Genomic DNA, 22,731 nt, shown 5'->3' with positions numbered 1-22,731 from the left:
ATCGCCTGCTGCCGTCCGCGCGGGCGGCTCCGGGAAGCTCCTCCCGGCGGCGCGGCGGCGACCCGCTACCCTGGCAGCGTGTCAACTCCGGAGAATCCCTTCGGCCAGGTCCTGGTCGCCCTGGTCACCCCGTTCACCGCCGACGGCGAGGTCGACTGGCCCGGTGTCGAGAAGCACATCGACGACTGCATCGCAGCGGGCGCGGACGGCATCGTGGTCACCGGGACCACGGGCGAGACCAGCACCCTGACCGACCCGGAGAAGATCCGCCTCGTCGAGGTCGGCCGCTCGGTCGCCGGGGGCCGCGCGAAGATCATCACGGGAGGCGGCTCGAACGAGACCGCCCACGCCATGCAGCTCGCCCGTCAGAGCGAGAAGGCCGGCGCCGACGGCAACATGATCGTCACCCCCTACTACAACAAGCCCACGCAGGCGGGCGTGCTCACCCACTTCCGGATGATCGCGGATGCGACGGACCTGCCGGTGATCCTCTACGACATCCCCGGCCGCACCGGCGTGCCGATCCGCTACGAGACGATCCTGCGGGCGGCCAAGCACCCGAACATCCTGGCCGTGAAGGACGCGAAGGGAGATCTCTCCGAGGTCAGCCGCGTGCTCAACCAGACCGACCTGATGTACTTCTGCGGCGACGACGCGAACGTGCTGCCCGAGCTCGCCATCGGCGCCACGGGGCTCATCGGCGTCACCGCGAACATCGCCGCCGCGCCGTATCGCACGATCGTCGACGCCGTGAACGCGGGCGACCTCCACGCGGCCACCCGTGCGCACCAGCAGCTCGAGCCGCTCGTGCGCGCCGTGATGACGCACGTCCCCGGGACCGTCGCCGCGAAGTACATCCTGCACGGCCTCGGCCGCATCTCCTCGCCGCGCGTGCGGCTGCCCCTGGTCGGCCCGGAGGAGTCGGAGGCGGCGCTCATCGAGGACGAGCTCGGCCTGGTCCGCGACATCCCGGGCGTCGACTTCCGCAACTTCCGGCCCGACCGCAACGCCGCGGCCGGCGGCGCCCTCCCGAAGGTCGCCGGCACCACCCGCTGAGCCCGAGCGGCACGTCCCGAGAAAGCACCGCTGGAGAAGGAGGGCGCATGCCCGGTCCCGTGATCATCCCCGCCCCGCTCGCTCCGGGAACGCTCCGGATCATCCCCCTCGGCGGCCTCGGCGAGATCGGCCGCAACATGACCGTCTTCGAGATCGACGGCAGGCTCCTGATCGTCGACTGCGGCGTGCTCTTCCCGGAGGAGGACCAGCCGGGCGTCGACCTGATCCTCCCGGACTTCACGCCCATCCGGGACCGGCTCGACGACATCGTCGGAGTGGTCCTCACCCATGGCCACGAGGACCACATCGGCGCCGTCCCCTACCTGCTCCGGCTGAAGCGCGACATCCCGCTGATCGGCTCCACCCTCACGCTCGCCCTCGTCGAGGCGAAGCTCAAGGAGCACCGGATCACGCCGTACACGCTCACGGTGAAGGAGGGCGACGTCGAGAACCTCGGGCCCTTCGAGCTCGAGTTCGTCGCCGTGAACCACTCGATCCCGGACGCGCTGGCCGTGTCGATCGTCACCGACGCGGGCTCGGTGCTGCACACCGGCGACTTCAAGATGGACCAGCTGCCGCTCGACGGCCGGATCACCGACCTGCGCGCCTTCGCCCGCCTCGGCGAGGAGGGAGTCGACCTGTTCATGGTCGACTCCACCAACGCCGACGTCCCCGGCTTCACGCCGAGCGAGCGCGACATCGGCCCGGTCATCGAGAGCGTCATGGCCAGGGCGACCCGCCGCGTCATCGTCGCGAGCTTCTCCAGCCACGTGCACCGGGTGCAGCAGGTGCTCGACGCGGCTCACGCCACGGGCCGCCGCGTGGCGCTGCTCGGCCGCTCCATGGTCCGCAACATGCGCATCGCCGCGGATCTCGGCTACCTGCACGTCCCTCCGGGAGTCCTGGTCGACATGAAGAAGTCGGGCGACGTCCCCGAGGACAGGATCGTCTACATGTCCACCGGGTCGCAGGGCGAGCCGATGGCCGTCCTCAGCCGGATGGCCAACCTCGATCACCAGATCGAGCCGGGGGAGGGCGACACCGTGATCCTCGCCTCCAGCCTCATCCCCGGCAATGAGAACGCGGTGTACCGGGTCATCAACGGGCTCACGCGGCTCGGAGCGACCGTCGTGCACAAGGGCAACGCGAAGGTGCACGTGTCCGGGCACGCCGCGGCCGGCGAGCTCCTCTACTGCTACAACATCCTCAAGCCGCTGAACGTGATGCCGGTGCACGGCGAGTACCGGCACCTGGTCGCGAACGCGCAGCTCGCGCGTGAGACCGGGATCGCGGAGGAGAACACGATCATCGCCGAGGACGGCACCGTGATCGACCTGCTCGACGGCAGGGCGACCGTCGTCGGACGGCTCGACCTGGGGTTCGTCTACGTCGACGGATCGTCGGTGGGCGAGATCACCGACGCCGACCTCAAGGACCGGCGGATCCTCGGCGAGGAGGGCTTCATCTCGATCATCGTGGTGGTCGAGGCGGGCACGGGGCGGATCGTCGTCGGCCCCGAGATCCACGCGAAGGGCTTCGCGGAGGACGACAGCGTCTTCGACGAGGTCAAGCCGCGGATCGCGGCCGCGCTCGAGGAGGCGGTGCGGAACGGGGCGAGCGATCAGCACGCGCTCTCGCAGGCCGTCCGTCGCGTCGTCGGCCGCTGGGTCAACACCTCCTACCGCCGCCGGCCCATGATCGTGCCGCTCGTCATCGAGGCCTGAGCCTCCCGGCCGGCGGCGGATCGGCGCCGGCCGTCGCGGCGCGGGTCACCGGCCCTGACGGGGGCGGCGGGTACGGTGGCCTCATGGCGACCAGTACCAAGACGACCTCGCGCGGGCGCGGCAGCGCGACTCCGCGCTCCGGCGCGCCGCGATCCGGACGGGGCTCGGGCAAGGCGGCCGCCGAGACGAAGACGGTGGCCTTCGAGTCCGCCCCGCGCACCAACCCCGCCGTGCGGCTCTGGATGGCGCTGGCCCACCTCGCGGGCGGCGCCGCCCGCGCCCTCGGTCCCGAGCGGCTGGCGAAGGAGGAGCGCCGCGACGGCGTCCCCTTCCTGCTGCTGCTGCTGGCCGTCGCGGGCGCGGTGGTCGAGTGGTTCCTCGCGACCGACCCGGTCGCCCTGGTGCTCGACGCGTGGAGCTTCGGCGGCTTCTTCGGCCGGGTCGCCTACGTGCTGCCGGTCGTCCTTCTCCTCTTCTCCCTCTGGCTCTTTCGGCACCCCCGGTCCGTCGACGACAACGGGCGGATCGGCGTGGGCGTCATCACGCTGCTCGTCGCCTCCGCCGGCATCTGCCACGCGCACCTCGGCCTGCCGCAGCCCGGCCAGGGCATCGCGACCATGGCGGCCGCGGGAGGCGTCCTCGGCTGGCTGGTGGGCGCCCCGCTCGCGGCGATCGCCACCGTCCCCGGCGCGACCGTGCTGCTGTCGCTCGTGATCCTGCTGTCGCTGTTCATCATCACCAAGACCCCGCCGAACCGCATCGGCGCGCGCTCGCGGGAGCTCTACGGCTACCTCTTCGGCGCCCCCGTGCTCGACGACGAGGAGCGCGCCCGCCTCAAGGCCGAGCGGGCCGCCGCCAAGGCCGCGGCGAAGGCGGAGGCCGAGCAGGAGGAGGACGCGCAGCAGGACGGCGGAGAGCTGCCCTGGTGGCGGCGCACCGAGTCCGGGCGCGAGGACGAGCCGACCGCGCAGACCGAGCTCCCGATCGACTCCTTCACCGAGGTGCTCGAGGGCACCGCTCCCGCCCGCGGCCGCGCGAAGGGCTTCGACACCGCGCTCGAGGAGCGCGACGACGAGGCCCACCCGCCGACCCGCTCCTACGCCACCGAGGTGCTGGACGAGGCCGAGACCGCCGAGGCCGCGCTCGCCCGCTTCGAGCAGACGGGCGCTCCCCGCGGTGCGACCGGCGTGGTCGACGACGACGCGACCGAGGTCATCCGGCTCGACCGCCTCGACGTGGCGCCCGCCGTCCCGATCCCGCCCGTCATCGAGACCGGCCCGATCGCGCCCCTCGCCGAGGAGGACCCGACCGCCGGTTTCGACTCCTCGTTCGAGGACGACGCGCCGTACCGCCTCCCCTCGGCGGCCGCCCTCTCGACGGGCACGCCCTCCAAGGCGCGCTCGGCGGCCAACGACGAGATGGTCCGCGCCATCACCGAGGTGCTGCAGCAGTTCAACGTGGACGCGACGGTCACCGGCTTCTCCCGCGGCCCGACCGTCACCCGCTACGAGATCGAGCTCGGCCCCGGCGTCAAGGTCGAGCGCGTCACCGCGCTCAGCAAGAACCTCTCCTACGCCGTCGCCAGCAACGAGGTCCGGATCCTCTCCCCGATCCCGGGCAAGAGCGCGATCGGCGTCGAGATCCCCAACACGGACCGCGAGATCGTCTCGCTGGGCGACGTCCTCCGCTCGCCGGCCTCGACGACGTCCACGCACCCGATGACCATCGGCGTCGGCAAGGACGTCGAGGGCGGCTACGTCGTGGCGAACCTCGCCAAGATGCCGCACCTCCTGGTCGCCGGCTCCACCGGCTCCGGCAAGTCCAGCTTCGTCAACTCGATGATCACGAGCCTGCTGATGCGCGCGCGCCCGCAGGACGTGCGGATGGTCCTGATCGACCCCAAGCGCGTGGAGCTCACCATCTACGGCGGAGTGCCGCACCTGATCACTCCGATCATCACGAACCCCAAGAAGGCCGCCGAGGCGCTGCAGTGGGTCGTGAAGGAGATGGACATGCGCTACGACGACCTGGCGTCGTTCGGGTTCCGTCACATCGACGACTTCAACGCGGCCGTCCGCGCGGACGAGATCAAGCTCCCCGCGGGCAGCAGCCGCGTCCTCAAGCCGTACCCGTACCTCCTCGTGGTGGTCGACGAGCTCGCCGACCTGATGATGGTCGCCCCGCGCGACGTCGAGGACTCGATCGTGCGCATCACCCAGCTCGCGCGCGCCTCGGGCATCCACCTCGTGCTGGCCACGCAGCGGCCGAGCGTCGACGTGGTGACCGGCCTCATCAAGGCGAACGTGCCCAGCCGCCTCGCCTTCGCGGTGACCAGCGTGACGGACTCGCGGGTCATCCTCGACCAGCCGGGAGCCGACAAGCTCATCGGGCAGGGCGACGGCCTCTTCCTCCCCATGGGCACCAACAAGCCGATGCGCGTCCAGGGCGCCTGGGTCCGCGAGGACGAGATCGCGAAGGTCGTCGAGCACGTCACCCGTCAGGCGCAGCCCGAGTACCGCCAGGACATCACCGTGCAGGCGCAGCGCAAGGAGATCGACTCCGACATCGGGGACGACCTCGAGCTGCTGGTCGCGGCGGCCGAGCTCGTCGTCAGCACGCAGTTCGGCTCGACCTCGATGCTGCAGCGCAAGCTCCGCGTCGGCTTCGCCAAGGCCGGCCGGCTGATGGACCTGCTCGAGTCGCGCGAGGTCGTCGGCCCCTCCGAGGGGTCGAAGGCTCGCGACGTGCTGGTCACCGCCGAGCAGCTGCCGGGCGTCCTCGCGCGCATGCGCGGCGAGGACCCGGGTGAGGGGCCGGCCGCGCCGTCCTCGGTCGCCCCGGACCCGTACGCGGATCCGCTGGCCGAGCCGACGGGGCCCGCCGCCACCGACTACCACGACGACGACGAGGGGTCCGGCGAGGACGCCTGGACGCTGACGGGACGCGAGTGACCGTCCCGGTCGCCCGCACTGCGAGGAACGGCGGAGCACGATGACCCACCCCACCGCACCGGCTCCGGCCGCGTCGGGCAACTGGAACCTGCCGAACGCGATCACGGTCGTTCGGATCCTGCTGGCGCCCGTCTTCTTCTGGCTCCTGCTGGCCGACGGGGGGCAGGACGGCGGGATCCGGATCGCCGCGGCGCTCCTCTTCATCGTCGCGATCGCCACGGACGGCATCGACGGGCACATCGCCCGGAGCCGGGGCCTCGTGACCGATCTCGGCAAGCTCCTGGATCCGATCGCCGACAAGGTGCTGACCGGTGCGGCGCTCGTCGGGCTCTCGATCCTCGCGGAGCTGCCGTGGTGGGTGACGATCGTCATCCTGGTGCGCGAGATCGGCATCACCGTCTTCCGGATGGCCGTGCTCTCGGACCGGGTGATCCCGGCGTCACGGGGCGGCAAGCTCAAGACGATCGTGCAGTCGATCGCGATCTCCCTCGCTCTGCTGCCGCTCTGGGCCGTCCTCGGCGATTGGGTCCACTGGCTGAACGGGATCACGATGACGGCCGCGGTGGTGCTCACGGTCGCCACCGGGATCGACTACCTCGCCGACGCCGCCCGCCAGAGCCGGGCCGCCCGGTCGACGCGGTGACGGCCGCGCAGCTGATCGCCGAGCTCCGGCGGCGGGGTGTCGACCTCGCCGTCGCGGAGTCGCTCACCGGCGGCGCGCTCAGCTCCGCCCTCGTGGAGGTGCCCGGCGCCTCCGCCGTGTACCGCGGGGGAGTGGTGAGCTATGCCACCGACCTCAAGGACCGGCTCCTCGGGGTCGACGCGCGCGTCCTCGGCGAGCGGGGGCCCGTCGATCCCGGAGTCGCCGTGCAGATGGCGCGCGGAGCGTCCTCGCGGCTCGCAGCCGACGGGCGTCCGACGCTCGGCCTGGCGACGACGGGGGTCGCCGGTCCGGATCCGCAGGGGGATGCGGCCGTCGGCACCGTCTTCGTGGCGGCCGTCCTCGGCGAGGACGAGCTCGTCCGTGAGCACCGGTTCGACGGCGACCGCGCCGCGATCCGCGCCGCCTCGGTCGACGCGGCTCTCGCCCTCGGCGCGGAGCTGATCTCCCGCGGCGCATGAGGCGGATACCCAGCGAGGGCCCTCCGGGAATCGGAATGCGCCGCATTGCGGCCCGGTTACAACTGGTGTCGCTCACACGCAAAGTCCAGTCATCCGGTATTAGAGTCGACACCATACGAACCGGGTAGTGAACAGCTATCCGGTTCTCTCGTCCCAGCCCCCCGATCACCCGCTCCGGAATCTCCGGCGCTCGTGCTCGCGGTGCAGGTGCACGACATGCGGTTGACGTGGAGAAGGAGGGTCCAGTGGTTCTAGTTCGTCAGGAGATCGGCGATGTCCTCAGGGACTTTCGCCTGCAGAAAGGTCGTACGCTCCGTCAGGTGGCGAGCAAGGCGAGCGTTGCGCTCGGCTACCTGAGCGAGGTCGAACGCGGTCAGAAGGAGGCCTCCTCGGAGATCCTCGCCTCTGTCGCCGACGCCCTCGACACCCCCATCTCGGTGATCATGCGCGAGGTCGGCGATCGTCTCGCCGTCATCGAGGGCATCGACACCATCCCCGACACCATTCCGGCCGACATGGTCGCCGGCTTCGACGCGGACCTCGTCACGCAGTAGTCGGCCCCCGTCCCCTCCACTCACCGCACCCGTTCCACGCGAAGGGCGCCCAGGCTCCGGCCGGGCGCCCTTCGGCGTTCCCGGGGGAGTGCGGCCTCCGGGCAGCGGCTACCGTGGACGCATGCGCTTGAGCGAGTTCCGGCAGCTGGTGGACGACGAGTTCGGCGGCGCCTACGCCCGTGTCCTGGTCTCGGACCTCGTGCTGACCGAGCTCGGGGGCCGCACCGCCGAGCGCGCCCTCGCGGACGGAGCGGAGCCGCGCGAGGTCTGGCTCGCCCTCTGCCGCGCCAACGACGTCCCGGAGGCCCGGTGGCACGGCGTGGATCCGCGAAAGCGCCACCGCTGACGCTCCCGTCGCCGAAGTCGTGTTCGACACGCCGACGGCTCGTGCTCGAATCCGTGTTCGAACGGGACTAGGCTCCTCCACAGAAGCAGGAACGGCCCCGTCTCCACGGAGTCGCTCTCGCTCGGCCCCGATGTCGGTGGTCGGGCGTACCGTCGGAGACACCTGAACGGACCTGCTTCACCGCCTTGTCGCAGCCGGCCGGCACTGTCACTCCGACAGCCACCGGCATGTCGCGACAGCCTGTAGGCGACACCACCACGAACACGAGAGCGAGACGGCCATGCCCAGTTCCTCCGACCGCGAGAAGTCCCTCGAGACCGCACTCGCCCAGATCGACCGCCAGTTCGGCAAGGGCGCCGTCATGCGCCTCGGCAGCGACGACCGCGCTCCCGTCGAGGTGATCCAGACCGGTTCGATCGCGCTCGACGTCGCGCTCGGGATCGGCGGGCTCCCCCGCGGCCGCATCGTCGAGATCTACGGCCCCGAGTCCTCCGGAAAGACCACCCTCACGCTGCACGCGATCGCGAACGCGCAGCGCAACGGCGGCATCGCCGCCTTCATCGACGCGGAGCACGCGCTCGACCCCGAGTACGCCAAGAAGCTCGGCGTCGACATCGACTCCCTCCTCGTGTCGCAGCCCGACACCGGAGAGCAGGCGCTCGAGATCGCCGACATGCTCGTGCGCTCGGGCTCGATCGACCTCATCGTGATCGACTCCGTCGCGGCCCTCGTGCCGCGTGCCGAGATCGAGGGCGAGATGGGCGACTCCCACGTCGGCCTGCAGGCCCGCCTCATGTCCCAGGCGCTGCGCAAGCTGACCGGCGGACTGAACACCACGAACACCACGATGATCTTCATCAACCAGCTGCGCGAGAAGATCGGCGTCTTCTTCGGAAGCCCCGAGACCACGGCGGGCGGCAAGGCGCTCAAGTTCTACGCGTCGGTCCGCCTCGACATCCGCCGCATCGAGACGCTGAAGGACGGCACCGACGCGGTCGGCAACCGCACCCGCGTCAAGGTCGTGAAGAACAAGATGGCCCCGCCCTTCAAGCAGGCCGAGTTCGACATCCTCTACGGCGTCGGCATCTCCCGCGAGGGCAGCCTGATCGACTTCGGTGTCGAGCACGAGATCGTCCGCAAGTCGGGCGCCTGGTACACCTACGACGGCGACCAGCTCGGCCAGGGCAAGGAGAAGGCGCGCCAGTTCCTCATCGACAACGCCGATGTGGCCGCTGAGATCGAGAAGCGCATCCTGGTGAAGCTCGGCGTGATCGTCGACCCGAACGCGGCCGTCGAGGCCGCGCCGGTCGCGATCGAGACCAAGCAGCCCGTGCGCAAGGGCGCCTAGCCCGTGGCGGAGAAGGCCGCGGAGGGGGCGAAGGGCCGCCCCGTGGCCTTCCTGCCCTGGGTCGACCGGAGTGCGGCGGGCGACGAGGGCTGGGCTCCGGCGGCGCCGGACGCCGACGGGGCCGGGTCGCTTCCGGATCCGTCCGGAGCCGGAACGCCGCGTACCAGTGCTCCCGGGGCGGCCGCAGGCGAGTCGGGAGGCTCCGCCGTCGGGGGCGCCGCGTCTCCGGCCTCCGAGCGGATCGCCGAGCTCTCGGCTCATGTCGCCCGGCGCGCGCCGGCGTTCGTCGAGAACGCGGAGGACGAGGACGACGACGACGCGATCGAGATCCCGGAGGAGATCGATCCCGAGCAGGTCGCGGATCGGATCGTACGGGGGCTCTCCCGCAAGAGCCTCTCGGTCGCCGAGGTCGAGGCGCGCCTCTACACGGAGGGCGTCGCCGAGAAGGACGCCCTCGAGATCCTCGAGCGCTTCACGCGCTTCGGCTACCTCGACGACCTCCGCATGGCGGAGCAGCTGGTCGTCTCGCTCCGTGACCGCAAGAAGCTCGGCCGCTCCTCCATCCAGCAGGAGCTGCGCGCGCGGAAGATCGACCCCGAGGCGATCGCGTCAGCGCTCGACGAGCTGGACGGCGACGACGAGTACCGCACGGCGCTCGAGCTCGCGCGCAAGCGCCTGCCGAGCCTGCGCTCGCTCTCCGACGAGGTCGCCGAGCGCCGGCTCACGGGATTCCTCGCGCGCCGCGGCTACGCCGGCGGACTCGTGCAGCGCGTCGTCCGCGAGACGATCCGCAAGCCGGGGTCGGGCGTCCGCTTCCGCTGACACGGCGGGCCGGGAGCGGTCCGACCGGAGCGTAGAATCCCACACCATGAGCACGCTCGGTACCGCCCCGTCGCCCGTCGCCGAGACCCGGCCGAGGACCTACGAGGTCCGTACGTTCGGGTGCCAGATGAACGTGCACGACTCCGAGCGGCTGAGCGGTTCGCTCGAGGCGGCGGGCTACGTGTCCGCCGATGGAGCCGAGGCCGACGTCGTCGTGATCAACACCTGCGCGGTGCGCGAGAACGCCGACAACAAGCTCTACGGCAACCTCGGCCACCTCGCGTCGGTGAAGCGCCGACACGAGGGGATGCAGATCGCGGTCGGCGGCTGCCTCGCGCAGAAGGACAAGAACGTCATCCTCGACCGCGCCCCGTGGGTCGACGTCGTCTTCGGCACGCACAACATGGGCGCCCTCCCGAGCCTGCTCGAGCGCGCCCGCCACAACGACGAGGCGCAGCTCGAGATCCTCGAATCGCTCGATGTCTTCCCCTCCACGCTCCCCACGAAGCGCGACTCGACCTACAGCGGCTGGGTCTCGATCTCGGTCGGCTGCAACAACACCTGCACCTTCTGCATCGTCCCCTCGCTCCGCGGCAAGGAGAAGGACCGGCGTCCCGGCGACGTGCTCGCCGAGATCCAGGCGCTCGTGGACGACGGCGCGATCGAGGTCACCCTTCTCGGCCAGAACGTGAACTCCTACGGCGTCGAGTTCGGCGACCGCCAGGCGTTCTCGAAGCTGCTCCGCGCGGCGGGCACCATCGACGGGCTCGAGCGGATCCGCTTCACGAGCCCCCATCCCGCGGCCTTCACCGACGACGTGATCGACGCCATGGCCGAGACGCCGGCGGTGATGCCGCAGCTGCACATGCCGCTCCAGTCCGGCTCCGACCGCATCCTCAAGGCGATGCGCCGCTCCTACCGCTCCGAGAAGTTCCTCGGGATCCTCGACCGGGTCCGCGATCGCATCCCGCACGCGGCGATCAGCACCGACATCATCGTGGGCTTCCCCGGCGAGACCGAGGCCGACTTCCAGGAGACCCTGCGGGTGGTCGAGGCGGCCCGCTTCGCCTCCGCCTTCACCTTCCAGTACTCCATCCGACCCGGCACCCCGGCCGCGACGCTGCCCGACCAGATCCCCAAGGCGGTCGTCCAGGAGCGCTACGAGCGGCTCGTCGCCCTGCAGGATGCGATCAGCGAGCAGGAGAACCGCACGGTCGTCGGCCGCGAGGTCGAGGTCCTCGTCGCGACCGGCGAGGGCCGCCGCGACACGGAGACGCACCGGCTGAGCGGACGCGCCGAGGACAGCCGTCTGGTGCACTTCGACGTGCCCGAGGGCTCCGAGCAGCCGCGTCCCGGAGACGTGGTCTCGGTCCGGGTCACCCGTGCCGCGCCCTTCTACCTCCTGGCGGATTCGCCCGACGGCGCGCCGCTCCGCATCCGCCGCACCCGCGCGGGCGACGCCTGGGACCGGGCGCAGACCGAGTCCTGCGGAGTTCCGGCCGCCCCGGGCGCGAGCGGGGCGCCCCGGGTCTCGCTGGGCCTGCCGTCGCTGCGCGTGCGCGACGCCGGCACGCTGACGACGCCGATCTACGACGCCCTCGATGGCGAGCGCTGAGACCGGAGCCCCCGATACCGCGCCGGAGCTCATCGCGGTCGTCGGCGCGACCGGCACGGGCAAGTCCGACCTCTCGCTCGAGCTCGCCGAGGCGATCCGGCAGGACGGCGGCGCCGCTGAGATCGTGAACGCCGACGCGATGCAGCTCTACCGCGGGATGGACATCGGCACCGCGAAGCTGCCCGCCGACGAGCGTCGGGGCGTCCCGCACCACCTGCTCGACGTCCTCGACGTGACGGAGGAGGCGTCGGTCGCCCGCTACCAGAGCGAGGCGCGGCGCGTGATCGAGAGCGTGCTGGCGCGCGGGGCGACGCCGATCCTCGTCGGGGGCTCCGGTCTGTACGTCTCCAGCGTCGTCTTCGAGTTCTCGTTCGCGGGCACCGACCCGGCCGTCCGGCGCCGGCTCGAGGAGACCGCCGAGCGGGAGGGCCTGGGCGCCCTCGTCGAGCGGTTGCGCCGGATCGACGCCGGAGTGGCCGAGCGGATCGGTCCGCACAACGCCCGGCGCATCGTCCGCGCGCTCGAGATCGCGGAGCTCACCGGCGGGAGCACGCACAGCGCGCTGATGTCCGACGAGCCGGTTCGGTGGCGCCCCGCCTCGATCCTGTTCCTCGAGGCTCCGCGGGAGGAGCTGGTGCAGCGCCTCGACCGGCGGGTGGAGCGGATGTGGGCGACCGGGATGCTCGACGAGGTCGAGCGGCTCGTCCCCTTCGGCCTGGAGCGCGGCGTCACAGCCGGGCGGGCCATCGGGTACGCCCAGGCGCTCGCCCAGCGTGCCGGCGTCCTCCGCGAGGAGGAGGCGATCGCGGCGACGCAGGCGCTCACGCGCCGCTACGCACGTCGGCAGAACAGCTGGTTCCGGCGCTACGCCGGCGCCCACCGGCTCCCGTACGACGCGCCGGACCTTGTGTCGCGGGCGCACGCCGCCGCCCAGGCCGCCGCTCCCGCTCCTCGCTAGGCTGTGCGCCATGACGATCGAGCTGCACTTCACCAAGGGCCAGGGCACCGGCAACGACTTCGTGCTCTTCAGCGACCCGGACGGTGAGGTCGACCTCTCGCCCGCGCAGATCGCGATGATCTGCGACCGCCACTTCGGCGTCGGCGCCGACGGCGTCATCCGTGCCGTCCGCTCCCGCGCGATCCCGGAGGGCGCCGCGGCTCTGGCCGAGGAGAGCGAGGCGGAGTGGTTCATGGACTACCGCAACGCCGACGGCTCGATCGCCGAGATGTGCGGCAACGGCATCCGCGTCTACGCCGCGTTCCTGCTCGCGGGCGGCCTCGCGGCGCTCGAGCCCGGCGACACCCTGCCGATCGGCACCCGCGCCGGCGTCCGCGACGTCACCCGCAGCGGTGCCGGGTTCCAGGTCGACCTCGGCCGCTGGGAGCTGGCGGGCGGCGAGCCCCTGGTGCGGGCGAAGGAGCTCAAGGTCGCGCGCCCCGGTCTCGGGATCGACCTCGGCAATCCGCACGTGGTCGTCGCCCTCAGCAACGACGAGGAGCTCGACTCCGCCGACCTCTCCTACATCCCGCAGCTCGACCCGGAGCTCGAGGACGGCGCGAACGTCGAGTTCGTGGTTCCCGGCGAGCCCCTGGTCCACGACGGGATCGGGCGGATCCGGATGCGCGTGCACGAGCGCGGCAGCGGCGAGACCCTGAGTTGCGGCACGGGTGCCGCGGCGGCGGCACTGGCGGTGCGCTACTGGGCGGGAGCGCGCGCTCCGCAGGCCTGGCGCGTGGAGGTCCCGGGCGGCACGCTCGGCGTGACGATGTTCGCGGCGGAGGAGGGCGAGCACGTCGGGCTCTCCGGCCCGGCCGACCTCGTCTTCACCGGGACGATCCGGATCGACTGAGGACCCGGTCAGGCCAGGCGGGTCGTCCGCAGCACGCGGAAGCCCTTCGCCGAGGAGACGCGCTCCACGTCGAGCCGCCCGGCGAACGCGGCGCCCAGCCAGGTCTGGAGCGAGTCGGAGCCGAGGTTGCGCTGCACGACGAGCCAGGCGTCCGCGCCCTCCTCGAGCCGCGGCAGCCAGCGTTCGAGCAGGAGGTGCAGCTCCTCCTTGCCGATGCGGATCGGCGGGTTCGACCACACGGTGCGGAAGCGGACGTCGTCGGGAACATCCTCGGGCAGCACGGCGTTGACATTGAGGACGCCGAGTTCCTCGCAGTTGCGACGGACCAGCTCGAGCGCCCGCTGGTTGACGTCGACCGCCCACACCCGGGCGTCGGGGGAGGCGAGGGCGAGCGCGAGGGCGATCGGGCCCCAGCCGCAGCCGAGGTCCAGCAGGTCCCCGTCAGCGGGGGCGTCGGGCACCGCGTCCAGCAGGACGCGTGTGCCGAGATCGACGTGACCGGGGCTGAACACCCCTCCTGCCGTCGTGACCTCGAGGTCGCGGCCGGCCAGGCGGGCCTGGATCCTGCGGGGCCGGAGGTCGCCGTCGGGAGTACTCGAGAAGTAGTGCTCGGCGGCCATGAGAAGTGAACCTATCAAGACCTGAGGAGTTAGTGTTATCCGGATGACGGAAGACCTGAACGAGACCGACACGACCGAGGCCGTGGACGTCGTCTCGAGGGTCCTGGCGAACGCGCAGTCGCGTTCGGCGGGGTACTCGCGCTTCGTCGCGGGTGGAGCCCAGGCGCTGCAGAGCGCCGGCCACGAGGGCGAGAACAGCGACGGCGAGCAGTTCGACCGCGACGACCGGCAGGCGCTGCGACGCGTCGCCGGCCTCTCGACCGAGCTCGAGGACGTGACGGAGGTCGAGTACCGCCAGCTGCGCCTGGAGAACGTCGTGCTCATCGGCGTGTACTCGCAGAACTCTCTGGAGGACGCGGAGAACTCGCTGCACGAGCTCGCAGCGCTCGCGGAGACGGCGGGAGCGACGGTCCTCGACGGCCTGCTCCAGCGCCGCCCGCACCCCGATCCGAGCACCTACCTCGGCAAGGGCAAGGCCCAGGAGCTCGCGGGGCTCGTCGCGGCCCTCGGTGCGGACACGGTCGTCGCCGACACCGAGCTCGCACCGAGCCAGCGCCGCGCGCTGGAGGACGTGGTGAAGGTCAAGGTGATCGACCGCACCGCGGTGATCCTCGACATCTTCAGCCAGCACGCGAAGAGCCGCGAGGGCAAGGCGCAGGTCGAGCTCGCGCAGCTCGAGTACCTGCTCCCGCGACTGCGCGGCTGGGGCGAGTCGATGTCCCGCCAGGCCGGCGGTCAGGTGGGCGCGGGAGCCGGAATGGGCTCGCGCGGTCCGGGTGAGACGAAGATCGAGCTCGATCGTCGCCGCATCCACACCCGCATGGCGCGCCTGCGCAAGCAGATCACGGCGATGAAGCCCGCCCGCGAGGCCAAGCGCGCGAACCGCAAGCGCAACGCCGTCCCCTCGGTGGCGATCGCGGGGTACACGAACGCCGGCAAGTCGAGCCTGCTGAACCGGATGACGCACGCGGGCGTCCTCGTCGAGAACTCGCTCTTCGCGACCCTCGACGCCACCGTCCGCAAGGCCCAGACGAAGGACGGGCGCCTCTACACGCTCGCCGACACGGTCGGCTTCGTGCGAGCGCTTCCGCACCAGCTCGTCGAGGCCTTCCGGTCGACGCTCGAGGAGGTCGCGGACTCCGATGTGATCGTCCACGTCGTGGACGCCTCCCACCCCGATCCGGCCGGGCAGATCGCCACCGTGCGCGACGTGATCGGCGAGGTGGGCGCCCGAAGCATCCCCGAGATCATCGCCTTCAACAAGGCCGATCTGGTGGACGAGGGCACGCGGCTGGTGCTGCGCGGTCTCGCTCCCGACGCGGTCTTCGTGTCGGCGCGCAGCGGCGAGGGCATCGACGAGCTGGAGGCGCGGATCGCCGAGATCCTGCCCGAGCCGGACGTCGAGATCGACCTGCTCGTGCCGTACGACCGGGGCGACGTGATCTCGCATCTGCACCGCAGCGGCCGGATCCTGTCGACGCAGTACGTCGAGGGCGGCACCCACGTGGTCGCCCTCGTGCACGCCGACCTGGCGGGCTCGCTCACCGAGTTCGCGGTTCCGCGCGGGGCCGTCCAGGCCTGATCGCCACCACCCGAGCGCCTGTCTCCCCGTCCGGGCGGCGGGCGCTCGGCGCATCCGGGAGGGGGTGCGGCGTCCCGCATCATCGACCCGCTCCGGAGGTCGGAGGGTTTGGCGATCTCGTGTCGGCAGCTCTCCTCCGCCTTCCCGTGACCGCGACGGAGGGGCGCGCGCCCCGATCGCCCGTGCCCGTCGAATGCAGGAGGGGCCCGACCGGCTGCACGCTGGTCGGGCCCCTCCTGCACGCCCGGTGTCAGACCGAGCGGAGGACCGCCACGATCTTCCCGAGCACCTCTGCCTCGTCGCCGAGGATCGGCTCGAAGTTGGAGTTGCGGGGCAGCAGCCAGGTGTGGCCGTCGCGCTGGCGCAGCACCTTGACGGTTGCCTCGCCGTCGAGCATGGCCGCCACGATCTCGCCGTTCTCGGCGGTGCGCTGCGAGCGGACCACGACCCAGTCGCCGTCGCAGATCGCGGCGTCGATCATCGACTCGCCGACGACCTTGAGCATGAAGAGCTCGCCCTTGCCGACGAGCTGCCGGGGAAGCGGGAACACCTCGTCGATCTGCTGGTCGGCCATGATCGGCACGCCCGCCGCGATCCGGCCGACGAGGGGGACCATCGCCGCGTCGCCGACCGTCGCGGTCGACTCGAACGACCCGTCGTCCTCCGTCGAGCTGGGGATGTCGATGAGGATCTCGAGGGCGCGGGGCCGGTTCGGGTCGCGGCGCAGGTAGCCGCTGAGCTCGAGCTGGTTGAGCTGGTGGGTGACGCTCGACAGCGAGGCGAGGCCGACCGCGTCGCCGATCTCGCGCATGCTCGGCGGGTAGCCGCGGCTCGACACCGAGCGCTGGATCGCGTCGAGGATCGCGAGCTGCTTGGCGCTCAGGCTCTTCCGGCGCCGGCCTGCGGCCGCCTTCGTCTTGGCGGCCGGGGTCCCGGCCCTCTGCGCGTCGCTCACGATGCTCCCTCTTCCCGGTGCGCACGCCGCGTGCGCGCCCGCCCGGTCGCGACCCGACAAGGAATGTCGGTGGTCGCTGCTCTACTACGACCAGGCTCTCGAAACTGTATCCGCCGGAACTCACGACTCGGAACATTCGTTCGAGTGTGTCGCGCGCGAGTCCGCCCGCGGATCAGCCGGAACGGTCCCTTGACCGCTCCGTCATTCGAAGATATGTTCGGTACAGGCGTTCGGGGCGGCCCTCCCGGCCGAGGGCCTCCCCGAATCCCTGTTGAAAGGAGCGATCCCATGACCGCACAGCTCACCTCCCGCCCGCTCCAGCGCTCGTCCGCGGCTCGGCCCGTCGAGGTACTGCCGTCCGCTCCCGAGCCGATGAGCGCGTTCGGCGAAGCGCGGATCGTCCGCACCCGTCTGCGCCTCACGCGCCGCGGCCGCGCCGTGGTGGCCGCTCTGGGGGCCCTGCCGATCGTGGCGGGCGCCTTCGCCTTCGGGCTCAACGGCGGTGGAGCGGTCGCGTCGAGCGACGCCGCTGCGGTCGAGTTCCAGTACGTCACCGTTCACGCGGGCGAGTCGCTCTGGTCGCTCGCCGAGGAGCTCGCCCCGCAGGCGGACCCGCGCGACGTGGTCGACGACATCCTCTCCCTCAACCAGCTCTCGAGCGCGGGCGTCGAGCCCGGGCAGCGCCTCGCGGTCCCGGCCGAGTACGACACCGCTCGCTGAGCCGGGCTGCCCGGACGTCCGCGCCGGGTGCTTCGCTACCATTCCCTGGTGACGACTCTCGATGACCTGCCCCTCCGCGACGACCTCCGAGGCAGGCACCCGTACGGTGCACCCCAGGCGGTCGTGCCCGTCGCCCTCAACGTCAACGAGAACACCCACCCGGTCCCGGTCGACGTGATCGCCGACATCGTCGGGCGGGTCACGGAGGCGCTGCGCACCGTCAACCGGTATCCCGACCGCGAGTTCCGAGAGCTGCGCGACTCCCTCGCCGGCTACCTCGGTCACGGGCTCACCGCGGACGGCGTGTGGGCTGCGAACGGATCGAACGAGGTGCTCCAGCACGTCCTTCAGGCGTTCGGCGGTCCCGGGCGCTCGCTGCTGGGGTTCGCGCCCACCTATTCGATGTACTCGATCCTCGCGTCGGGGAGCGGAACGGAGTGGATCCCCGCTCCGCGCGAGGCGGAGTTCGAGATCGGAGCCGAGTACGCCGCGGAGCAGGTGCGCCGGGCCCGGCCCGACATCGTCTTCCTCTGCGCTCCGAACAACCCGACCGGGACGCCGCTCGACCTCGCCGTGGTCGAGGCGGTCTACGACGCGACCGACGGCATAGTCGTCGTCGACGAGGCGTACGCCGAGTTCGCGGGCAGGGGCGCGCCCACCGCGCTGAGCCTCCTCCCCGGGCGACCGCGCCTGCTCGTGTCCCGCACCATGAGCAAGGCCTTCGCCTTCGCCGGCGTCCGCCTGGGCTACCTCGCCGCCGACCCCGCGGTGATCGACGCGCTCCGCCTCGTCCGCCTCCCGTACCACCTGTCGGCCCTCACCCAGGCCGCCGCGACCGCCGCCCTCGCTCACGCCGACGAGATGCTCGCCATGGTCGGCGAGATCATCGTGCAGCGCGACCGGATGATCGACGGCCTGCGCGCCCTCGGCTACCGCCCGTACGCGACCGGCAGCAACTTCGTCCTCTTCGGCGGTGTCGCGGATCCGGCCGCCGTGTTCGAGGGCCTGCTCGCCCACGGCGTCCTCATCCGCGACGTCGGCATCCCGAACCACCTCCGTGTCAGCGCCGGCACCGAGGAGGAGACGACCGCGTTCCTCGAGGCGCTCGCCTCCCTCCCCGCACCGTCGGCCGACGCCACGGTGGCGCTCTCGCGCGAGTGAGCTCCGCCCGGGGGCGGCGACGCGGCGCGAATAGACTGGGAGGCATGACCTCCCCGAGCGCCGCACCCGGGCGCACCGCCTCCCTCAGCCGTGCCACCAGCGAGTCGAGCATCGAGCTCTCCCTCGACCTCGACGGCACGGGCGTCGCCGATCTCGAGACCGGCGTGCCTTTCTTCGACCACCTGCTGACGGCGTTCGCGAAGCACTCGCTCACGGACCTGCACGTCCGGGCCCGCGGCGACATCGAGATCGACATCCACCACACCGCGGAGGACATCGGCATCGTGCTCGGCACGGCCATCCGACAGGCGCTCGGCGACAAGGCCGGGATCTCCCGCTTCGGCGACGCGCTCGTCCCCCTCGACGAGGCGCTCGTGCAGGCCGTCGTCGACATCTCGGGGCGCCCCTACCTCGTGCACACCGGCGAGCCGGAGGGCTTCGCGCTGCACCTGATCGGCGGCCACTTCACCGGGTCGATGGTGCGTCACGTCTTCGAGGCGATCGCGTTCAACGCCGGCCTCACCGTGCACGTCACGGTGCTCGGCGGCAGGGACCCGCACCACATCGCCGAAGCGGAGTTCAAGGCGTTCGCCCGCGCCTTCCGTCAGGCCAAGGCCCTCGACCCGCTCGTCTCCGGCGTGCCGTCGACGAAGGGCGCGCTGTGAGCTCGGCCCGCCCCTCCGTCGTGGTCTACGACTACGGCTCGGGGAACGTGCACTCCGCCGTCAAGGCGCTCGAGCTCGCCGGGGCCGACGTCGAGCTGACGGGGGACCGGCAGCGGGCGCTGGAGGCGGACGGCCTCCTCGTGCCCGGCGTCGGTGCCTTCGACGCCGTGATGTCGGCGCTGACCCGCGCCCGCGGCGGCGAGATCATCGAGAAGCGCCTCGCCGGCGGGCGCCCCGTCCTGGGCATCTGCGTCGGGATGCAGGTGCTCTTCGAGCGCGGCGTCGAGCGCGGGGTCGAGAGCGAGGGCCTGGGCGAGTGGCCGGGGACGGTGGACCTACTCCCGGCCGAGGTCGTCCCGCACATGGGCTGGAACACCGTCTCCGCTCCCGAGGGCTCGGTGCTCTTCGACGGCATCGCCGAGGAGCGCTTCTACTTCGTGCACTCCTACGGCGCCCGCGAGTGGTCGCTCGACGTGATGCCCCCGTTCCCGCGTCCCGCGGTCACCTGGGCCGATCACGGAGGCCCCTTCATCGCCGCGGTCGAGAACGGGCCGCTCTCGGCCACGCAGTTCCACCCCGAGAAGTCGGGGGCCGCCGGGCTCCGGCTGCTGGCCAATTGGCTGGGCGCCCTCCGCACGAACTAGGATCGGCCGGTGGTCGGCGCCTCCAGGGGCCGGCACCGGCTCCGAGACTGAGGATGACGATGAGCGAGTTCACCAAGGCCCCGGGCCTGGTCCTCCTGCCCGCGATCGACGTGGCGGGCGGCAGGGCCGTGCGGCTCACGCAGGGCGAGGCCGGGACCGAGACCAACTACGGCGACCCGATCGACGCCGCGGGCGACTGGGCCGACCAGGGCGCGGAGTGGATCCACCTCGTCGACCTCGACGCCGCCTTCGGCCGCGGCGACAACCACGGCATCATGAAGAAGGTCATCCGGCAGGTGAAGGGCGTCAACGTCGAGCTCTCCGGCGGGATCCGCGACGACCGCAGCCTCGAGTCCGCGCTGAGCGCCGGCGCGAAGCGCATCAACCTCGGCACCGCGGCGCTCGAGAACCCCGAGTGGGCCGCGAGCGTCATCGCGCAGTACGGCGACCAGATCGCCGTCGGTCTCGACGTCCGGGGCACCACGCTCGCCGCGCGCGGCTGGACCAAGGAGGGCGGCGACCTCTGGCAGGTCCTCGACCGCCTGGAGGAGGCCGGCTGCACCCGCTACGTCGTCACCGACGTCACGAAGGACGGCACGCTCAAGGGCCCGAACCTCGAGCTCCTCGAGCAGGTCATGGCCCGCACCCACCGCCCCGTGATCGCCTCGGGCGGCATCTCGAACCTCGACGACATCGCCGCTCTGCGCGACCTCGTGCCCCAGGGGCTCGAGGGCGCGATCGTCGGCAAGGCGCTGTACGCGGGCGCATTCACGCTCGCGGAGGCCCTGGATGTCGCATCCGAGTGAGCCCCGCCCGCTCCCGGCGCATCTGACCGACTCGGCCGGCACCCCCTGGGCGGGCCGGCACTTCGAGCCGAGCGCAGCGCCGGAGGACGACGGAAGCGCCCCGGAGGCGCTGGTCGCCGCGCTCGAGTCCTTCGCCGGTGGCACTCGCGGCCCGGAGGCCGTGGTCGACGCGATCCGCACGTCCCGCCTGCTCATCCCGCTGGTCGCCCGCCTCGGCGAGGAGGCGGAGGGGGTCGGGGGACTCCGGGCGGACAAGACGCAGGAGCTCGCGATCGTCACGGTCGCCGGACCCGACGGCCGCACGGTGCTCCCCGTCTTCAGCGGCGTCGAGAGCATGCGCCGATGGGACCCGGCCGCCCGTCCCGTCCCGGTCGACGGGCGCCGTGCGGCACTGGCGGCCGTCGCGGAGGGCACCGAGGTGATGGTCCTCGACCCCGCGTCCGAGCGGGAGTTCGCGGTCCGGCGCCCGGCGCTCTGGGCGATCGCGGAGGGCGGCGACTGGCGGCCGGCCCCCGCCGATGCGGAGGTGCTCCGGGCTCTGCGCGCGGCTGCGGAGGGGGAGCGGGCGGTCGCCTCGCTCGAGGTGCGCGCGGGAGACCCGGAGCAGCGCCTCGCGGGCCCCGAGCTCGTGGTGGTCCTGAGCCTGCGCCCGGGGCTCGATCAGGACGCGCTCGGCGCCCTCGTCGCGCGCCTGGGGGAGCGGTGGGCGGCCGACGAGACCGTCGCGCAGCGCGTCGACTCGATGACGTTGCAGCTCGCCGCCGCCCACTGACCCCCGATCAGGTGACCGGGCCGGTCCACTTCTCGCCCGGGCCCTTGCCGATCGGGTCGGCGATGGGGGACGCCTCACGGAACGCGAGCTGGAGGGTGCGGAGGCCGTCGCGCAGGCTCCGGGCGTGCATGTCGCTGATGTCGGGCGCCCCGGCCGTGACCAGGCCCGCGAGCGCGCTGATGAGCTTGCGCGCCTCGTCGAGGTCGACCTGCGCTCCGGGCTCGTCGGCGAGCCCGCACTTGACGGCGGCCGCGCTCATCAGGTGCACGGCGGCGGTGGTGATGATCTCCACCGCCGGGACCTCCGCGATGTCGCGCGCGGCCTCCACGTCGGAGGCTCCGCCGTCCTCGCCGAATCGTCGCGTGTAGTCGTCGTCGTACTGGGCCATGGGTCCTTCGTTCGTCGTCCGTGGTGGAGGGGCGCGGTCGCCGCAGCAGAGGATCGAGGGCGGCCGGATTCGCTCTGTCGGGCGGGCCGCCGGTCTGCTATGGTTGTCCGGGCTCCGAGGCATGTCCTCGGTTCGAAAGTGGAGATTCTCCCACCCGCGCTTGACCGCTTCACAAGGTTACCGGGTCAGAAGCACTCCGCCCCCGAGGGTCATCAGACCACCGGAGGCAGGGCTGCGGCTCTCGAGGTCCGCCTCGGGAACCGCGTCACAGGGTGCGAGCGCCGTGCTGCAGGCACGACGTGGACGGGACGATCACCTCTCTCGGGTGCGCTGGAGAAGACTCCGGCAGCGCAGCTGCACTCACCGAGATCAGAGGAGAAACGCAATCAGCGATCCCCGTACCAACGACCGTATCCGCGTCCCCGAGGTCCGCCTCGTGGGTCCCGCAGGAGAACAGGTCGGCGTCGTCAAGATCGAGGTCGCCCTGCGACTCGCGCAGGACGCAGACCTGGACCTGGTCGAGGTCGCCCCCAACTCCAAGCCGCCCGTGGCCAAGATCATGGACTACGGGAAGTTCAAGTACGAGCAGGCTCAGAAGCTCAAGGAAGCCCGTCGCAACCAGGCGAACACGATCCTCAAGGAGGTCCGTTTCCGCCTGAAGATCGACAAGCACGACTACGAGACCAAGCGCAAGCGCGCCGAGGGCTTCCTCAAGGCCGGCGACAAGGTCAAGGCGATGATCCTCTTCCGCGGTCGCGAGCAGTCGCGCCCCGAGATGGGCGTCCGCCTGCTCCAGCGCTTCGCGGAGGACGTCGCCGAGTTCGGCCAGGTCGAGTCCACCCCGACCATCGACGGTCGCAACATGGTGATGGTCATCGGCCCGCTGAAGAACAAGTCCGAGGCGAAGGCCGAGGCCAATGCGGTCCGCGCCGCTCGTCGCGAGGCCAACACCCCCGAGGACACGGCCGAGGCCGAGTCCGTCTAGTACTTCGCCGCCCCGGCCTCGGGGCCGGTGGACGCCCCGCTCGCG

23 protein-coding genes are annotated in these 22,731 nt (G+C 71.8%); 20 read left to right on the top strand and 3 right to left on the bottom strand.

Annotated elements, in window-relative coordinates; genetic code table 11:
- Positions 1-78 precede the first annotated feature (78 nt).
- From dapA to dapF, 12 genes are all read left to right on the top strand, one after another.
- A complete protein-coding gene (gene dapA, locus C5B98_RS05515) occupies positions 79-1,056 on the top strand; it encodes a 4-hydroxy-tetrahydrodipicolinate synthase (RefSeq protein ID WP_104224469.1) in 978 nt (325 codons plus the stop codon).
- A gap of 47 nt (positions 1,057-1,103) precedes the next feature.
- Positions 1,104-2,780: a ribonuclease J gene (locus C5B98_RS05510; protein WP_104276117.1), complete on the top strand. Its 1,677-nt coding sequence runs from the start codon at positions 1,104-1,106 to the stop codon at positions 2,778-2,780.
- An 83-nt stretch (positions 2,781-2,863) separates the two neighbouring features.
- Complete coding sequence (locus C5B98_RS05505) at positions 2,864-5,731, top strand: DNA translocase FtsK (RefSeq protein WP_104327418.1); 2,868 nt, start codon at positions 2,864-2,866, stop codon at positions 5,729-5,731.
- A gap of 40 nt (positions 5,732-5,771) precedes the next feature.
- Complete coding sequence (gene pgsA / locus C5B98_RS05500; protein WP_104327417.1) at positions 5,772-6,374, top strand: CDP-diacylglycerol--glycerol-3-phosphate 3-phosphatidyltransferase; 603 nt, start codon at positions 5,772-5,774, stop codon at positions 6,372-6,374.
- Positions 6,371-6,853, top strand: a complete 483-nt coding sequence (locus C5B98_RS05495) for a CinA family protein (protein WP_104224473.1) — start codon at positions 6,371-6,373, stop codon at positions 6,851-6,853. Before pgsA ends, C5B98_RS05495 begins: the two co-directional genes overlap by 4 nt.
- A gap of 245 nt (positions 6,854-7,098) precedes the next feature.
- A complete protein-coding gene (locus C5B98_RS05490; protein ID WP_068207524.1) occupies positions 7,099-7,407 on the top strand; it encodes a helix-turn-helix domain-containing protein in 309 nt (102 codons plus the stop codon).
- 121 nt (positions 7,408-7,528) lie between these two features.
- The gene (locus C5B98_RS05485; RefSeq protein ID WP_104224474.1) at positions 7,529-7,753 is read left to right on the top strand and encodes a DUF3046 domain-containing protein; all 225 of its coding nucleotides are present in this window, start codon (positions 7,529-7,531) and stop codon (positions 7,751-7,753) included.
- A gap of 280 nt (positions 7,754-8,033) precedes the next feature.
- Positions 8,034-9,101 (top strand): recombinase RecA, encoded by a 1,068-nt coding sequence (gene recA / locus C5B98_RS05480; RefSeq protein WP_104262713.1) that lies wholly within the window; start codon positions 8,034-8,036, stop codon positions 9,099-9,101.
- 42 nt (positions 9,102-9,143) lie between these two features.
- Positions 9,144-9,923, top strand: a complete 780-nt coding sequence (locus tag C5B98_RS05475; protein ID WP_146076892.1) for a regulatory protein RecX — start codon at positions 9,144-9,146, stop codon at positions 9,921-9,923.
- A 46-nt stretch (positions 9,924-9,969) separates the two neighbouring features.
- Complete coding sequence (gene miaB / locus C5B98_RS05470; protein WP_104327415.1) at positions 9,970-11,538, top strand: tRNA (N6-isopentenyl adenosine(37)-C2)-methylthiotransferase MiaB; 1,569 nt, start codon at positions 9,970-9,972, stop codon at positions 11,536-11,538.
- Complete coding sequence (gene miaA / locus C5B98_RS05465) at positions 11,525-12,496, top strand: tRNA (adenosine(37)-N6)-dimethylallyltransferase MiaA (protein WP_104262716.1); 972 nt, start codon at positions 11,525-11,527, stop codon at positions 12,494-12,496. Before miaB ends, miaA begins: the two co-directional genes overlap by 14 nt.
- 10 nt (positions 12,497-12,506) lie before the next feature.
- On the top strand, positions 12,507-13,388 hold the full coding sequence (gene dapF, locus C5B98_RS05460) for a diaminopimelate epimerase (protein WP_104250184.1): 882 nt from the start codon (positions 12,507-12,509) through the stop codon (positions 13,386-13,388).
- Positions 13,389-13,396: 8 nt separating this feature from the next.
- Here dapF and C5B98_RS05455 read toward each other — a convergent pair whose 3' ends face one another.
- Positions 13,397-14,008, bottom strand: a complete 612-nt coding sequence (locus C5B98_RS05455) for a class I SAM-dependent methyltransferase (protein ID WP_104224480.1) — start codon at positions 14,006-14,008, stop codon at positions 13,397-13,399.
- A gap of 43 nt (positions 14,009-14,051) precedes the next feature.
- Between C5B98_RS05455 and hflX the strand changes: the two genes are divergently transcribed.
- Complete coding sequence (hflX, locus tag C5B98_RS05450) at positions 14,052-15,590, top strand: GTPase HflX (RefSeq protein ID WP_104327414.1); 1,539 nt, start codon at positions 14,052-14,054, stop codon at positions 15,588-15,590.
- 250 nt (positions 15,591-15,840) lie between these two features.
- Here hflX and lexA read toward each other — a convergent pair whose 3' ends face one another.
- A complete protein-coding gene (gene lexA / locus C5B98_RS05445) occupies positions 15,841-16,545 on the bottom strand; it encodes a transcriptional repressor LexA (protein ID WP_104327413.1) in 705 nt (234 codons plus the stop codon).
- Positions 16,546-16,833: 288 nt separating this feature from the next.
- On the opposite strand from lexA, the gene C5B98_RS05440 reads away from it, so the two are divergent.
- The 6 genes from C5B98_RS05440 to C5B98_RS05415 are packed head-to-tail and all read left to right on the top strand — an operon-like array spanning position 16,834 to position 21,313.
- A complete protein-coding gene (locus C5B98_RS05440) occupies positions 16,834-17,265 on the top strand; it encodes a LysM peptidoglycan-binding domain-containing protein (RefSeq protein WP_308470716.1) in 432 nt (143 codons plus the stop codon).
- Between the two features lie 48 nt (positions 17,266-17,313).
- The gene (locus C5B98_RS05435; protein WP_181065460.1) at positions 17,314-18,426 is read left to right on the top strand and encodes a histidinol-phosphate transaminase; all 1,113 of its coding nucleotides are present in this window, start codon (positions 17,314-17,316) and stop codon (positions 18,424-18,426) included.
- Positions 18,427-18,470: 44 nt separating this feature from the next.
- A complete protein-coding gene (hisB, locus tag C5B98_RS05430; protein WP_104233277.1) occupies positions 18,471-19,091 on the top strand; it encodes an imidazoleglycerol-phosphate dehydratase HisB in 621 nt (206 codons plus the stop codon).
- Complete coding sequence (gene hisH / locus C5B98_RS05425) at positions 19,088-19,735, top strand: imidazole glycerol phosphate synthase subunit HisH (RefSeq protein WP_104327412.1); 648 nt, start codon at positions 19,088-19,090, stop codon at positions 19,733-19,735. Before hisB ends, hisH begins: the two co-directional genes overlap by 4 nt.
- A gap of 59 nt (positions 19,736-19,794) precedes the next feature.
- Entirely contained in the window at positions 19,795-20,541 is a 747-nt protein-coding gene (priA, locus tag C5B98_RS05420; protein WP_104224506.1) for a bifunctional 1-(5-phosphoribosyl)-5-((5-phosphoribosylamino)methylideneamino)imidazole-4-carboxamide isomerase/phosphoribosylanthranilate isomerase PriA, read from the top strand.
- Positions 20,525-21,313: an SseB family protein gene (locus C5B98_RS05415; RefSeq protein WP_104224486.1), complete on the top strand. Its 789-nt coding sequence runs from the start codon at positions 20,525-20,527 to the stop codon at positions 21,311-21,313. The genes priA and C5B98_RS05415 overlap by 17 nt, the downstream gene beginning before the upstream one ends.
- 7 nt (positions 21,314-21,320) lie before the next feature.
- Here C5B98_RS05415 and C5B98_RS05410 read toward each other — a convergent pair whose 3' ends face one another.
- On the bottom strand, positions 21,321-21,701 hold the full coding sequence (locus C5B98_RS05410; protein ID WP_219814428.1) for a DUF1844 domain-containing protein: 381 nt from the start codon (positions 21,699-21,701) through the stop codon (positions 21,321-21,323).
- 436 nt (positions 21,702-22,137) lie between these two features.
- On the opposite strand from C5B98_RS05410, the gene infC reads away from it, so the two are divergent.
- Positions 22,138-22,686 (top strand): translation initiation factor IF-3, encoded by a 549-nt coding sequence (infC, locus tag C5B98_RS05405; protein ID WP_374952931.1) that lies wholly within the window; start codon positions 22,138-22,140, stop codon positions 22,684-22,686.
- The last annotated feature ends 45 nt before the right edge of the window (positions 22,687-22,731 follow it).

The organism is Rathayibacter sp. AY1A5 (genome assembly GCF_002930875.1).
Taxonomy (GTDB): domain Bacteria; phylum Actinomycetota; class Actinomycetes; order Actinomycetales; family Microbacteriaceae; genus Rathayibacter.
Note: the sequence above shows the minus strand (reverse complement) of the source record. Positions and strands in the feature narration are given on the sequence as shown.